Origin of the sequence: Truepera radiovictrix DSM 17093 (assembly GCF_000092425.1) — a bacterium.
GTDB lineage: Bacteria > Deinococcota > Deinococci > Deinococcales > Trueperaceae > Truepera > Truepera radiovictrix.
Map to the genome: position 1 here is coordinate 2,762,997 of NC_014221.1, position 13,110 is coordinate 2,776,106.

The following is a 13,110-nucleotide window of genomic DNA, read 5'->3' on the forward strand; positions in this document are numbered from 1 at the left end:
TCAGCCCCAGAACTTCCAGCGGGGGCGCGTCTTGAGCGCCGCGAGCTCCCCTTCGAGCTGCGCGACGGTCTCCAAGAGCCGCTCGACCTCCGCTCTGGCCTTGGCTTTAAAGCGGCGCGCGCGCTCGAGGCGCGCCTCGCGCTCTTGCAGGGCCGCCTCGAGCTCACGCGCCCGCGCGGCCTCCCCCTGCGCCTGCGCGAGCGCCGCCCCGAGCCGCTGCACCTCGCGCTGGAGCGCCTCGAAGCGCCCCTGCTCCGCCCGCTGCGCGTCGATGGTCTCTTGCAGCCGGGCGAGCTGGTGCAGCTCCTCTATGTGCCGCTGCCGCTCCTCCTCGAGCTGCGCGACGCGCGCCCGTAGCACCACGACCTCCTCGCAAGCGGCGTGCAGCGCGTCCGCGTCGACCCCTGCCGCCCCCTTGCCCCAAACGGGGTTCGCTTCGGGGGGCGCGGCTGCTGGTGGCGGCGCAAGGTCGAAGACCAAGGCTTGCGGGGGCGGCTCCTGCACCTCCACCGCGTCGTCATCGGGCGCAGCGTCGAGCCGCCACGGGCTCGCCTCCGGCGCACCCCCCGCTAGCTCCTCGGGCCACGCCGAAAGCCCCTCCGGCAGCGGTTCGGGGGTCGGGTCGACAGGCGCCTCCCCCCGCATCACCTGCGCCAGGTAGGCGAGCACGTCGCGCTCCAAAACGCAGCCCCCGTCGCCGCTCCCCTTAAGACGGCGCCAGTCGACGTTGTTCTCTTCGGCTAAGCGCCGAGCGAGGGACCCAATGGGCGGTGCTGACATGCGTTTTACTATGGCTACGCCCCCGGGGCCGCTGCTATCTAAAACCGCACAGCCGCCCTGCCCCACCGCGCGCCGACCAGTAGAGGCGCTCACACCTTGTTCCGCAGCGCTCCCGTGCGGTATACTCTGGGCTGCTGCCGTCGGGGCGTAGCGCAGTCTGGTAGCGCACCTGGTTTGGGACCAGGGGGTCGTAAGTTCGAATCTTGCCGCCCCGACCAAGGTGAGGGGTGTTATCCCCCGTTGTTGGGGACAGTGCCCCTAAGACGCGGGAGTAGCTCAGTTGGTAGAGCGTCAGCCTTCCAAGCTGAATGTCGCGAGTTCGAATCTCGTCTCCCGCTCCAGAGAGAGGGGCCGGCTGAACGTTCAGCCGGCCCCTTCGTGATAGCCGAGCAAAACGCCCCCCGCGAGCCCTCGGGGGTAGACTTGGGGCATGTCACGCTATCTGCGGCGCTCGTCGGTGGCGCCGCCTCCCTCCAAACGGTCCGCGCGCAGTGCTACCTTGAGCGACGCGGCGCAGCTCCGGCGGCTTTTCGCCTTTACCCGCCCCTACCGCAAACAGCTCGCGCTCGGCATCTTGGCCGTGATGGTCTCGAGCGCCCTGACGCTCGCGGTGCCGCAGATCGTGCGGCGCTTTTTCGACACCTTCGTAGCGTCGCTAGAGGGCTCCGCGGTCAGCCTCAACCTCATCGTGCTCGCCCTCGTGGGGCTCTTTTTGGTGCAGGCGGGGTTTAACTTTCTGCGCACCTACATGATCGCGCAGGTCGGCGAGGGGGTCGTGGCCGACCTGCGCAAGGCGCTCTACCGCCACCTCTTGGGGCTCTCGGTGCGCTTTTTCGAGACGCGCAAAGTCGGCGAGATCACCTCGCGGCTCACCTCCGACGCCGCCGTCGTGCAGGGCGCGGTGTCGCAGGCGCTCGCGCAGCTCGTCAACCAGGTCGCGCTCCTTGTCGGCAGCGTCGTGCTGCTTTTCGTCACCAACTTGCAGCTCACCTTGCTCATGCTCGCCGTCGTCCCCGTGGTGGTGCTAGGGGCGCGCCTCTTCGGCGGCAAGCTGCGGCGCATCAGCACCGCGTTTCAAGACCTCGTCGCCGAGGCCAACGCGGGGGCCGAGGAGGCGCTCGTCGGGATGCGGGTCGTCAAAGCCTTTACCGCCGAGGAGCTCGAGGCCGAGCGTTACAGCGAGCGCATCGGCCGCGCCTACCGGGTGGCGCTGCGGCGCGCGGCCTTTCGGGCGGCCTTTTTCGCGGGCATCTTGTTCGCCATGTTTAGCGCGATCGGCGTGGTGCTCTGGATGGGGGGGCGGCTGGTGGTCGCGGGCGCGCTGAGCCCCGGCGCGCTGGTGCAGTTTCTCCTCTATACCCTCTTTGTGGCGGGGGCCGTGGGCGCCCTGACGGGGCTCTACAGCCAGTTTCAAGAGGCGCTCGGCGCGTCGCGGCGCATCTTCGAACTTCTCGACGAACGCAGCGACCTCCCCGCCCCGCAGGTGCCGCGGCCGCTCGTGTGGGTCAAAGGGCGCGTCGCGTTCGAAGGGGTGTCGTTTTGCTACGGCGCCGCTCACGGCGCGCCCGGCCTGGGGGCTAGCCCCACCTCCTCCGACCGGCGGGGAGAGACGGTGGTGCTGCGCGACCTCTCGTTCGTCGTGCAACCCGGTGAGGTGGTCGCCCTCGTCGGCCCTTCGGGCGCCGGCAAGAGCACGCTGGTGAGCCTTATCCCGCGTTTTTACGACCCGACCGAGGGCCGCATCACCCTCGACGGCACCGACCTACGCGCTTTTGACGAGCGCTCCTTGCGCGCCCAGATCGGCCTGGTACCGCAGGAGACGCAGCTCTTCTCGGGCACCGTGCGCGAGAACATCCGCTACGGCCGCCCCACGGCCAGCGACGACGAGGTCGAAGCGGCGGCGCGCTCAGCCAACGCGCACGATTTTATCGTGAGTTTCCCCGACGGCTACGACACGGTGGTCGGCGAACGCGGCGTCAAGCTCTCCGGGGGGCAGCGCCAACGCGTCGCCATCGCCCGCGCCCTCCTCAAGGGTCCCAGGATCTTGGTACTCGACGAGGCGACGAGCTCGCTCGACGCGGAGTCCGAGGCGCTCGTGCAGCAAGCTCTAGAGGTCCTGATGCGGGGGCGCACGGTGTTCGTCATCGCGCACCGCCTCTCGACCATCCGCAACGCCGACCGCATCTTCGTCCTGGACGAAGGGCGCATCGTGCAAGAGGGGACGCACGAGGTGCTCTTGGCCCAGGGGGGGCTCTACGCGGAGCTCTACCACAAGCAGTTTCGGGAGCGGACACCGGCGCGCTAGGGTCTTGCCAACCCCACGCGAAAGGCCAAAGGCCCCCGGGGGGCCTCTGGTGGTCAGCGGTAGGGGCCTAGACGTTCTAGGCGAGCTTGGCCTCGAGCTGGATCTCCACTGCGGCCAAAGCTTGCGACACCGGGCAGTGTTGCTTGGCGTTCTCCGCGTGCTCCAAAAAGCGCGCTTCGTCGAGCCCGGGCACGCGGCCCTCGGTGTGCAGCGTGATCTTGGTGATCTTGAGCCCCTGCATCTCGACCTTGGCCGTCGTGGCGATGCTCTCGGGGGTGTGCCCCGCTTCTGCGAGCATGTTCGCGAGCGCCATCGAAAAGCAGCCCGCGTGCGCCGCTGCGATCAGCTCTTCGGGGTTGGTCCCGGTCCCCTCCTCGAAGCGCGAGGTGTACGAGTACCGCCCCTCGTAGCCGCCTTTCGGGAGCGTGAGCGTCCCTTGGCCCCCTTTGAGGTCGCCTTGCCAGACTGCGTTTGCAGAACGAACGAGTGCCACCGTCTCCTCCTTTTCCCCCGCAGCTTAGCGGGGGCCCCGTAAAGCGCACTGTAAGTTTAGCGGCCGTTCGTGAGGGGTGCTACACGTATGCCTTAATTTTTAAGGTATTCTCCCCCCATGAGCGACAACCCTAAACGCCAAGACGAACCCCAAAGCGACGCGCTCGACAACACCATCAAAGACCCCAGCGAGTGGGTGACGGGTGACGAACCCGCGACGGGCGCGCAGCGCTCCTACCTCCACACGCTCGCCGAGGCCGCCGGCGAAAGGGTGCCCGAGGGGCTCACCAAAGCGCAGGCGTCCGAACTTATCGAGGCGCTGCAGGCCAAGACCGGGCGGGGCCAGCGCGCGCCGCACCAAAGCGAGCGGTAGCTGCCAAGAGGACGTTCTAGGCGGTGTCGGGCGCAGCTGCCCGACACCGCTATCGACGCTTGCGACGTACGATAGGAACCTATGGCGTTACGTGTCGAATCCCCCTTCTCCCCTAGAGGCGACCAGCCCCAAGCGATCGCCGAGCTCGTCGAGGGGTTGGGGGACGGTCTGCGCTTTCAAACCCTGCTGGGCGCCACGGGCACCGGTAAAACGTTCACCATGGCCAAGATTATCGAGGCGGCGCAGCGACCCGCCTTGATCCTCGCGCCCAACAAGATCCTCACCGCGCAGCTCGCGGCTGAGTTCCGCGACTTCTTCCCCGGCGCGGCGGTCGAGTTTTTCATCTCCTACTACGACTACTACCAGCCCGAAGCGTACGTCCCCGCGCGCGACCTCTTCATCGAAAAAGACGCCAACATCAACGCGGAGTTGGAGCGGTTGCGCCACTCCACGACCCGCAACCTCCTGACGCGGCGCGACACCATCGTGGTGGCGTCTGTCTCCGCCATCTACGGCCTCGGTTCGCCGGACACCTATCAGCAGCTCAACCTCATCTTGCGCGTCGGGATGCGCCGGAACCGCGACGAGATCTTGGAGCAGCTCGTCACGCAGCAGTACGAACGCAACGACGTCGAGCTCGCCGCCGGGCGCTTTCGGGTCAAGGGCGACGTCGTCGAGGTCTGGGCCGCCTACGACGAGGCACCCCTCAGGATCGAGCTCTTCGGCGACGAGATCGACCGCCTGACGATGACCGACCCCGTGACGGGGGCCGAGCTGGCCGAGCTCGAGACCACCACCGTCTTCCCCGCCAAGCACTACGTCACCCCCTACGAGCAGCTCGCCCCCGCCATTGCGCAGATCGAGCGCGACCTAGAGGCGCGGCTCGAGTTTTTCGAGCGCGCCGGCAAACTCTTGGAGAAGCAGCGGCTCAAAGAGCGCACGCTCTATGACCTCGAGATGCTTAAAACCCTCGGTTACTGCTCCGGCATCGAAAACTACTCGCGCTACCTCGACGGCCGCCAACCGGGGGAGCCGCCCCACACGCTCTTGGACTACTTCCCGGACGACTTCATCACCTTTTTAGACGAGTCGCACGTGATGCTGCCGCAGATCCGCGGGATGTATAACGGCGACCGCGCCCGCAAACAGACGCTGGTCGACTACGGCTTCCGGCTCCCCGCCGCGCTCGACAACCGCCCCCTCAAAGAGGACGAGTTTCTCGCGCGCATCGGCCAAGCGATCTTCGTCTCGGCTACCCCCGCCGACTGGGAGTACCGGCACTCGGACCGCGTCGCCGAGCAGATCATCCGGCCGACCGGTCTGGTCGACCCCAAGATCACCGTCAAACCCTCGAGGGGCCAGATCGACGACCTGGTGTTCGCCATCCGCGAGCGCGCAGCGCGGGGCGAGCGGGTGCTGGTGACGACCCTGACCAAAAAGATGGCCGAAGACCTCACCGAGTACTTCGCGCAGCAGGGCCTGCGGGTGCGCTACATGCACTCGGACATCGACGCGGTCGAGCGGCAGGTCATCATCCGCGACCTGCGGCTCGGGCACTTCGACGTGCTTATCGGCATCAACCTCCTGCGTGAGGGCCTCGACCTCCCCGAGGTCTCCTTGGTCGCTATCTTAGACGCCGACAAGACCGGCTTTTTGCGGAGCGGGAGAAGTCTCATCCAGACCATCGGGCGCGCCGCGCGCAACGTCAACGGCGAGGTCTTTTTGTACGCCGACGTGGTCTCCGAGGCGATGCAAGACGCCATCTCTGAGACCGAACGCCGCCGCGAAAAGCAGCTCGCTTACAACGCCGCGCACAACATCACCCCGGCGAGCGTGCAGAAAAGGATCCGCGACGTTATCCGCGGCGACGAGGAGGGGGCCGAGGCCGACGCGCAGCTGAGCCCGTGGGAGCGCGAGCTGGCCCAAGACGACCTCAAGCAGGAGCTCGCCGCGCTCGAGGTCGAGATGTGGCGCGCCTCTGAAGCGCTCGACTTCGAACGGGCGGCCGCCGTGCGCGACCGCATCCGCGAGCTAGAGGCCAAGCTGCAGGGCAAAGAGGTGCAGCTCGTCAGCGTGCCGGGCAAAGAGCCGAAGCGGGCAAAGGCGGCCAAGGCCAGGGCGCGGCGCTAAGCTGAGGGGTGAAAACGCTCGAGCAGGCCCGGAAGGAGGCCGACGCCCTCCTCGAGGGCCTACCCCTACCCGGCGATGCATGTTTCAGCGCCCTCCGCAAACGATGGAGGCAGCCCAGGGCGCGGGGACAGCCGACGCGGGGGTGGGGGGTGCTGGTCGAGGTTCGCACGCCCCGGACCCTTCTGGAAAAGGGGGTGGCTCAGGCAAGGTCGGCGTGGTTGAGGCTACGCCGCCGGGTGGTCGCGTACCTTTATGAAAGCTTGCCCCCGCTCTACGCGCCGCACCTCGTCAAGCCCCAACCGGGCGATCTTTCTCGCCACTGGGAGAAGCTGGCACGTTGCGCGGAAGCGGACCGGCTAGCGCGTGAAACCCTCTTCAAGGAGATGCGCGAGGACGACCCGACGTTAGCCGATGCTTGGTCTGAGTCGGGAGGGCTCGAGGACGAGGTGCGCGAGAGCTGGGAGCGGCTGCTCACGAGCTGCAGTGACCGCTACCTCTTCCCGCTGCGCTCGCGCCTGCAAAACCGCGTCTACCTCATCGAGGTCTCGGCTGAAGCCGACGTTCACGCAACCGGCTGGACCTACGCGGAGACCTTCGTGGGGGAGCCTCAGGCGCGGGAGCGGCTTGGGGCAGCGGCAACGCTCGTCACGCTGCCGCCTTTCGGCACACCTTACTGGCTCGCCGGGACGGTTCTGCTGGACGTGTGTACGGGCGAGGCGTGGCGAGTTTTAGATCGGCAGAGTCGGCCACTCGAGCTGCTCAAAAACCCGCCCTCACCGACGGTTGAGATAGAACCGGGCGGTATTCAGCCCTACCCCGTACTGGTGTTACCCATCCAACTCGAGCGGCTCGCCGATAGGCACCCCTAGAGGGTCTTCCAGAGCTTAAGGGCTATGGTAGGCTCTAGGCGGAGGCCCAAGTGTGATGTTTAAGGTCGGCGACAACGTGGTGTATCCCTCCCAGGGGGCGGGCCGGGTGGACGAGATCACCACGCGGGTGGTGCTCGGCGAACGGCACGAATACCTCAAGATCAGCTTTGTCCGCGGCGACATGGACGTGCTCGTACCCCTCAAAAAGGGGGAGGAGGTGGGGCTGCGCCACACCGTCGCTCTGGCCGAAGTCGGGGAGCTTCTAGCGGCGATCGCCCACTCCGACCTGTCGCTGCCGACCCAGTGGCCGCCCCGCCACCGCGCCGAGCAGGACATCCTCGCGGGCGGCGACGCCTACGCCCTCGCGCGCCTTATCGGGGTGCTCGCCCAACGCGACCTGGAAAAGGGCTTAGCGGCGACCGAGCGCGAGATGTTAGAGGGCGCCAAAGCGATGCTCGCGAGCGAGCTCGCCGTCGTGCAGAGCATCAGCCTCGAGGCCGCGCACGCGCAGATCGACGAGACCATCGCCACACAGCTAGGGGCGAGCGCCTGAGCGACCTGCCCCTTTATGCGCCGCGGCGGGTGCGCGAGCTTTTGGAGCGCCACGGCCTGCGCGCCGACAAGGGGTTCGGGCAGAACTTTCTCGTCGACGAAGGGGTGCTGCGGAGCATCGTCGCGGCCGCCGAGCTGGGCCCGCAGAGCACCGTGCTCGAGGTCGGCCCCGGGTTGGGCGTGCTCACCCGCGAGCTCGCCGCGCGCGCGGGGCGGGTCATCAGCGTCGAACTCGACCGGCGTCTGCTGCCGGTGTTGCAGGAGACGCTCGCCGGCCTCGGCAACGTCACGCTCGTGCACGGTGACGGGCTGACGTTTGACCTCAGCTGCTTGCCCGAGGGGAGCGCGATGGTCGCCAACTTGCCCTACAACGTCGGCACGCCCATCCTCGTGCGCGCCCTCGAGTCGGGGCGCTTTGCGCGGGTCGTGGTCCTGCTGCAGCGCGAGGTCGCCGAGCGCTTAAGCGCCACCCCCGGCACCCCCGCGTACGGCGCTCTTAGCGTCGTCGTCGCCCACTTCGGGCGGGCGCGCAGCGTGCGCCTCGTTAAACCGAGCGCCTTTAGCCCCCCCCCGGAGGTCACGAGCAGCGTGGTGCGGCTCGACCTCACGCCGGGCAGGGCGCCCGACCCGGCGCTCTTCCGGCTCGTGCGTCACGCTTTCGCGCACCGCCGCAAAACCCTCAAGAAAAACCTCCTGATGGCGGGCTACCCCGCCGAGCGCGTGGCGCGCGCGCTCCAGACGCTCGGGCTCGAGGCGCAGGTGCGCGCCGAGCGGCTCAGCGTCGAACAGTTCAGGGCGCTCCGGCAGGAGCTCGAAGGTGGTTAAAGGTTGCAAACGGATGCGTGCGCGCCGCTGACGAGAGCCGCAGCGAAAGTTTCAGCGACGAAATGACCGGGTACCGGGCTAAAAGCCCCGCTTTTGTAAGCAAAGAGGCGTAACGTCCGCCTTTTCGGTGACACTAGGTCACCGGACGAACCTTTCGCCACACTTGCACGTGTATCGGCACGGTATGCAAGCGGGGCCGGATAGGCTATACTGCAGATTATTTTCAACGCTGCGCCACGCTGCGTGCGCGTTTAGAGGCGCGTGAGGGGTTCTGGTGTTGCAGGCATCGACGGAGCCAGGGAATGACTAAGTTTTTTGTGGTGGGTGACGTGACCGTTGACCAGATGTACTTCGTCAACGCCCTGCCCGAGCCGGGCGGCGAAGTGACCGCGAGCCGCGCGGTGCTCGAGCCGGGGGGGGCGGGCGGTACCATCGCGGCGGCGCTCGCACGCCTCGGCAACGAGGTCGTGCTCGCCGCGCGCGTCGGCGAGGGGCCTTTCGCCGAACTGGCGCTTAAGCACGTGCGGCGCGCCGGCGTCGACCTCAGCCTGATCCAGACCGACCCCACCCACCAGACGAGCAGCGTCACGCTCCTTATCACCCCCGACACCCAGCGCACGATGATCGCGGGCGGGGGTGCGAGCCGCCACCTCGACGCTTCCAAGCTGCGCGACGAGCACGTCGCGAGCTGCGACGCGCTGGTGGTGAGCGCCTACAGCCTGGTGGGTGGGATGCAGCGCGAGTACGCCGTGCGCGCCCTCGAGATCGCCAAGCGCGAACGCCTCACGACCTTTATCGACATGGGTTCGGGGGCCGCCGACGCGCTGCGCGAACGCCTCCTAGCGACCATTCAAGACGTCGACTACCTGCTGATGAACCGCCGCGAGCTCTTCGCGCTGACCGGGGAGAGCTCCATCTCGGCGGCGGTCGCAGGGCTCGCCGAACGGAGCATCCAGCGCGTGCTCGTCAAGCTCGGCGAGATGGGGTCGATGGTGATCACCCCCGAACTCACCGAGCTCGTCGAGGCGCTCGAGATCGACGGGGTCGTCGAGTCGACCGGCGCGGGCGACTACTACACCGCCGCGTTCGCCCACGGCGTGATGGAGGGCTACGACCTGCACTACGCCGCGCGGCTCGGCAACGTCGCGGGCGCTTTAAACGTCACCGCCGTCGGCGCGCAGAGCTGCGAGATCGACGCGCCGACGCTCTACCGCTACGCCGAACAGATGCTCGCCGTCGAACCGGCGTAGCCCGACCCACGCTGCGCGGCCCCTTAAGGGGCCGCGCTAGACTAGGTCATGCCCTTTTTGCCCACCACGCGCGCCCGCCTCGCTGCGGGCGCGTCGCTGCTCTTCGTCGTCGCAGCGTCCGCCCTCGGCGCCCCCGCGGAGGCCGCTTTTGCCGAACGCTTCGACACCGCCTGGCGCCTCGTCGCCGAGCGCTACTGGGACCCCGACTACGGCGGTACCGATTGGGAGGCCGTGGGCGAGCGCTTCCGGCCGCGCGCGCTCGCCGCCGACACCGAGGCGCGTTTTTACGAGGTGTTGCAGCGCATGTACGCCGAGCTCGGCGACGACCACTCGGTGTTCGTACCGCCTTCTGAGGTCGCGCGTATCCGCCGCAGCTACGGCGACCTCCCCTGCTTGGGCGTCTTTGGCAGCCCCCCCGAGCTGCTGCAAGGCCCTTTGGAGCGCCACGGGGGGGTGCACTACCGGCTCGAGGGGGAGGTCGGCTACCTCGCGCTCCCCGACCTCGCGAGCCCCGGCGTCGCGGGCGACCTGCGCGGCGCGGTGCGGACGCTCGAGGCCGCCGGCGCCAAAGCTTACGTCCTCGACCTGCGCGGCAACCCCGGGGGGCGCCTGGTCACGATGATGCAGGCCACGGGGGTGTTTCGGAGCGGGTTTTTGTGGCGCACCCTGACCCGTTGGACGCTCCCGTTGCCCTACCCCGCCCTCGGCCCGGTCGAGACCGAAAAGCCGCTCGCCGTGCTTATCGACCGCCACGTCCATAGCGCCGCCGAGGGGATGGCGGGGGCTTTGCAGAGCAGCGGCCGGGCGCGCGTGTTCGGCGAGCGGAGCGCGGGCAACGTCGAGGCGGTGCTCCCCTTTTGCCTGCGCGACGGCTCGCAGGCGTGGATCGCGACCGGCGTGCTCGCGCCGCTCCGGGGGGCGACCTGGGAGGGGCGCGGCGTCGAACCGGACGAGGCGGTCGCCCCCGAGCGTGCCCTGGGGGCGGCGCTGGCGTACCTCGAGAGCTATGGCGTGGACGTCGGGGCGGCGGCGGGCGCCGCAGGACCGTGAGCGCTCCGCTCGTCCCCGAGCGCGTCGCCGCGCACGTCTGGCGCCTCGCGCTGCCGAGCCGCACGCTCCCCCCCTTCGACCACACCAACAGCTACGTGATCGCCGCAGGCGGCGAGGGGCTGCTCGTCGACCTCGGTTCGGACGACCCGGCGGTGCTCGCCGAGCTGCCGCAGCTGCTCGCCGGGCTCGGCGTGAAGGCCGTGAGCGCCCTTTTGCTGACCCACACCCACCCCGACCACTGCGTGGGCGTAGCGGCCTTTCGGGCGCGCTTCGGGGCGAGCGTCTACGTGCACCCGCTCGAGCAGCGGCGGCTGCCCGCTTGGGCGCAGCCCCTCGGGGACGCCCAAACGGTCGCGCTCGGCGCGCTGAGCGTGCGTGCGCTCCACACCCCCGGCCACTCCCCCGGCCACCTCGCCTTCTGGCTGCCGTGGGCGGAGGTGCTCCTCGTCGGCGACCTGCTGGCGGCGCGGGGCTCGACCTGGGTGGGCGTCCCCGAGGGGGACGTGGCGGCCTACCTCGCGTCGCTTACGAGGTTGTCGGCGCTGCCGAGCCGCCTGCTGGCCCCCGGCCACGGCGAGCTGGTGCGCGACCCGGCGCGCCGCCTCGCCGAGGTGCGGCAGCACCGCCTCGAGCGCGAAGCGCAGGTGCTGACGGCTTTGGCTTCCGAAACCCTCCTCGTCGCCGAGCTGCGCGCGCGGGTCTACCCCGAGCTGCACCCCGAAGCGCACCCCGAGCTCGCCGAGATGGCCGAGCGCTCCTTGCAGGCGCACCTCATCAAGCTGCAGCGCGAAGGGCGCGTCCTGGAGCGCGGCGGGCGGTACGCGCGCGTTCAAGGGGTGCCTTAGCGCCCGGGGCGCTTGTTTTGTTATAGTCACCTTGGGGCGCCCCAGCAGCCAACCCCTTCGTGCTGATCGGCCCGCGCCGCCGCGGGCGCTCTGGGTTCCGAGCGCCCCCGCCCCATAAGGCGCGTTTTAACGGGCTTTTAGGCGAGTTTTCCGACGAGGTGACGTGGACGTCTTTATCATCATCGGCAGCGTGCTGGTCATCGCCGCGATCATCAGCACCCGCTTCGCGCAGCACTTCGGCCTCCCCGCGTTGGTGCTCTTCGTGCTCATCGGGATGCTCGCGGGCAGCAGCGGCCCCGGCGGCCTCGAGTTCGCCGACTACCAGCTCAGCTTCTACGCGGGTCTGCTGGCGCTCGCCATCATCTTGTTTAGCGGGGGGCTCGACACGCGCTACCGGCTGTTTCGCGCCTCCTTGGTCCCCGGCGGGCTGCTCGCCACGCTAGGGATCTTTCTCACCATGCTCGTCGTGGGCCTTGTCGCGTGGGCGCTCACCCCGCTGAGCTTCCTCGAGGGGCTGCTCCTCGGCGCCGTCCTCGCGCCCACCGACGCCGCCGCCGTCTTTAGCGTGCTCAAGGGGCGCGGGCTGCCCTCGCGTTTGCGGGGGGTGCTCGAGACCGAATCGGGAACCAACGACCCCATGGGCATCTACCTCACGCTCGCCCTCACAGCGACCCTGGTGAGCGGTCAGGTCGGCGTCGGCGGGCTCGTCGCGGGGGTGGTCGTCCAGCTCACGCTGGGGGGGCTTTTGGGGTACGCCTTCGCGCGCGCCCTCGCCTGGCTGATTAACCACGTGCGGATGGACGCGTTCGGGCTCTATCCGGTGCTCGCGCTCGCCGGCGCGCTCCTCGCCTACGCCGGCACCAACCTCCTCGGGGGCAACGGCTTTCTCGCCATCTACGTCGTCGGGCTCGTGCTCGGCAACCGGCCCCTGTCGCACCGGCAGAACATCCGCGACTTCATGGACAGCGCCGCGTGGGGCGCGCAGATCCTCATGTTCGTGCTGCTGGGGCTCCTTGTGTTTCCCGATCAGCTGCCGGGCATCTTGCCGGTCGCGCTCCTCATGACCTTTACGCTCGTCTTTCTCGCCCGCCCGCTCGCCGTCGCGCTCACCCTGCTGCCGCTACGCCGCGTGACGCGGCACTACCACTTTAGCGGCAAAGAGCTCGCGCTGCTCTCGTGGGCGGGCCTCAAGGGGGCGGTGCCCATCATCTTGGCGCTGGTGCCGCTTTTAGAGCGCGCCCCCAACGGGCAGAGCCTCTTTAACATCGTCTTCGTGGTGGTGATCATCAGCACCGCCTTGCAGGGCTGGACAGTCGTCCCCATCGCACGCGCGCTGGGGCTCGCCAAAAAGGAGCCGCCGACGCCCCCCTTGCGGCTCGAGTTGGGCGGCGCCGCCCCCCCCGGCAGCGCCATCTACGACGTGTTTTTGGAACCCGATCACCCCGCCGTGGGGCACAGCTTGGCCGAGTTCCGGCAACCCGAGGGGGTGGTGGTGGTGGCGATCTACCGCGACGGCGCGCTGATCGCACCGCGCGGTTCGACCGTCTTTAGGGCGGGCGACCACGTCTACCTGCTCTTGGGCAGCGAGTCGGGGAGCGTGTCGGCGTTTTTTGCCGGGCGCGAGGACTAGCCGCGAGCG

Annotated in this window: 12 protein-coding genes and 2 tRNA genes; 12 read left to right on the forward strand and 2 right to left on the reverse strand. The window is 68.7% G+C overall.

Annotation, left to right across the window (positions count from 1 at the left end; all coding sequences use genetic code 11):
• Entirely contained in the window at positions 1–780 is a 780-nt protein-coding gene (locus TRAD_RS16550) for an E3 binding domain-containing protein (RefSeq protein WP_013179006.1), read from the reverse strand.
• Between the two features lie 141 nt (positions 781–921).
• Here TRAD_RS16550 and TRAD_RS12655 point away from each other — a divergent pair.
• The 3 genes from TRAD_RS12655 (at position 922) to TRAD_RS12665 (ending at position 3,085) form a co-directional block, all read left to right on the forward strand.
• Positions 922–998 (forward strand) — tRNA-Pro (locus tag TRAD_RS12655).
• 47 nt (positions 999–1,045) lie between these two features.
• A tRNA-Gly gene (locus TRAD_RS12660) sits at positions 1,046–1,121 on the forward strand.
• An 89-nt stretch (positions 1,122–1,210) separates the two neighbouring features.
• Positions 1,211–3,085: an ABC transporter ATP-binding protein gene (locus tag TRAD_RS12665; protein WP_013179007.1), complete on the forward strand. Its 1,875-nt coding sequence runs from the start codon at positions 1,211–1,213 to the stop codon at positions 3,083–3,085.
• 76 nt (positions 3,086–3,161) lie between these two features.
• Here the strand turns inward: TRAD_RS12665 and TRAD_RS12670 are convergent, their stop codons facing one another.
• Positions 3,162–3,578 (reverse strand): OsmC family protein, encoded by a 417-nt coding sequence (locus TRAD_RS12670; protein WP_013179008.1) that lies wholly within the window; start codon positions 3,576–3,578, stop codon positions 3,162–3,164.
• Between the two features lie 117 nt (positions 3,579–3,695).
• Between TRAD_RS12670 and TRAD_RS12675 the strand changes: the two genes are divergently transcribed.
• The 9 genes from TRAD_RS12675 (at position 3,696) to TRAD_RS12715 (ending at position 13,101) form a co-directional block, all read left to right on the forward strand.
• A complete protein-coding gene (locus tag TRAD_RS12675; RefSeq protein WP_013179009.1) occupies positions 3,696–3,950 on the forward strand; it encodes a DUF3072 domain-containing protein in 255 nt (84 codons plus the stop codon).
• A gap of 81 nt (positions 3,951–4,031) precedes the next feature.
• On the forward strand, positions 4,032–6,080 hold the full coding sequence (gene uvrB, locus TRAD_RS12680; RefSeq protein ID WP_013179010.1) for an excinuclease ABC subunit UvrB: 2,049 nt from the start codon (positions 4,032–4,034) through the stop codon (positions 6,078–6,080).
• A 260-nt stretch (positions 6,081–6,340) separates the two neighbouring features.
• The gene (locus TRAD_RS16130) at positions 6,341–6,949 is read left to right on the forward strand and encodes a hypothetical protein (RefSeq protein ID WP_185095172.1); all 609 of its coding nucleotides are present in this window, start codon (positions 6,341–6,343) and stop codon (positions 6,947–6,949) included.
• Between the two features lie 55 nt (positions 6,950–7,004).
• On the forward strand, positions 7,005–7,502 hold the full coding sequence (locus TRAD_RS15790) for a CarD family transcriptional regulator (RefSeq protein WP_013179012.1): 498 nt from the start codon (positions 7,005–7,007) through the stop codon (positions 7,500–7,502).
• Positions 7,503–7,531: 29 nt separating this feature from the next.
• The gene (gene rsmA, locus TRAD_RS12695) at positions 7,532–8,326 is read left to right on the forward strand and encodes a 16S rRNA (adenine(1518)-N(6)/adenine(1519)-N(6))-dimethyltransferase RsmA (protein ID WP_013179013.1); all 795 of its coding nucleotides are present in this window, start codon (positions 7,532–7,534) and stop codon (positions 8,324–8,326) included.
• A 302-nt stretch (positions 8,327–8,628) separates the two neighbouring features.
• Entirely contained in the window at positions 8,629–9,576 is a 948-nt protein-coding gene (locus TRAD_RS12700; RefSeq protein WP_013179014.1) for a carbohydrate kinase family protein, read from the forward strand.
• Positions 9,577–9,624: 48 nt separating this feature from the next.
• Positions 9,625–10,626, forward strand: coding sequence for a S41 family peptidase (locus TRAD_RS12705; RefSeq protein WP_013179015.1), 1,002 nt, complete (start codon positions 9,625–9,627; stop codon positions 10,624–10,626).
• Entirely contained in the window at positions 10,623–11,471 is an 849-nt protein-coding gene (locus tag TRAD_RS12710) for an MBL fold metallo-hydrolase (RefSeq protein WP_013179016.1), read from the forward strand. Before TRAD_RS12705 ends, TRAD_RS12710 begins: the two co-directional genes overlap by 4 nt.
• A 163-nt stretch (positions 11,472–11,634) precedes the next feature.
• Positions 11,635–13,101, forward strand: a complete 1,467-nt coding sequence (locus TRAD_RS12715; RefSeq protein ID WP_013179017.1) for a potassium/proton antiporter — start codon at positions 11,635–11,637, stop codon at positions 13,099–13,101.
• The last annotated feature ends 9 nt before the right edge of the window (positions 13,102–13,110 follow it).

Coding starts and splice junctions, on each gene's coding strand:
- TRAD_RS16550 (WP_013179006.1), bottom strand. CDS start 780: ATGTCAGCACCGCCCATTGGGTCCCTCGCTCGGCGCTTAGCCGAAGAG.
- TRAD_RS12665 (WP_013179007.1), top strand. CDS start 1,211: ATGTCACGCTATCTGCGGCGCTCGTCGGTGGCGCCGCCTCCCTCCAAA.
- TRAD_RS12675 (WP_013179009.1), top strand. CDS start 3,696: ATGAGCGACAACCCTAAACGCCAAGACGAACCCCAAAGCGACGCGCTC.
- uvrB (WP_013179010.1), top strand. CDS start 4,032: ATGGCGTTACGTGTCGAATCCCCCTTCTCCCCTAGAGGCGACCAGCCC.
- TRAD_RS15790 (WP_013179012.1), top strand. CDS start 7,005: ATGTTTAAGGTCGGCGACAACGTGGTGTATCCCTCCCAGGGGGCGGGC.
- TRAD_RS12700 (WP_013179014.1), top strand. CDS start 8,629: ATGACTAAGTTTTTTGTGGTGGGTGACGTGACCGTTGACCAGATGTAC.
- TRAD_RS12705 (WP_013179015.1), top strand. CDS start 9,625: ATGCCCTTTTTGCCCACCACGCGCGCCCGCCTCGCTGCGGGCGCGTCG.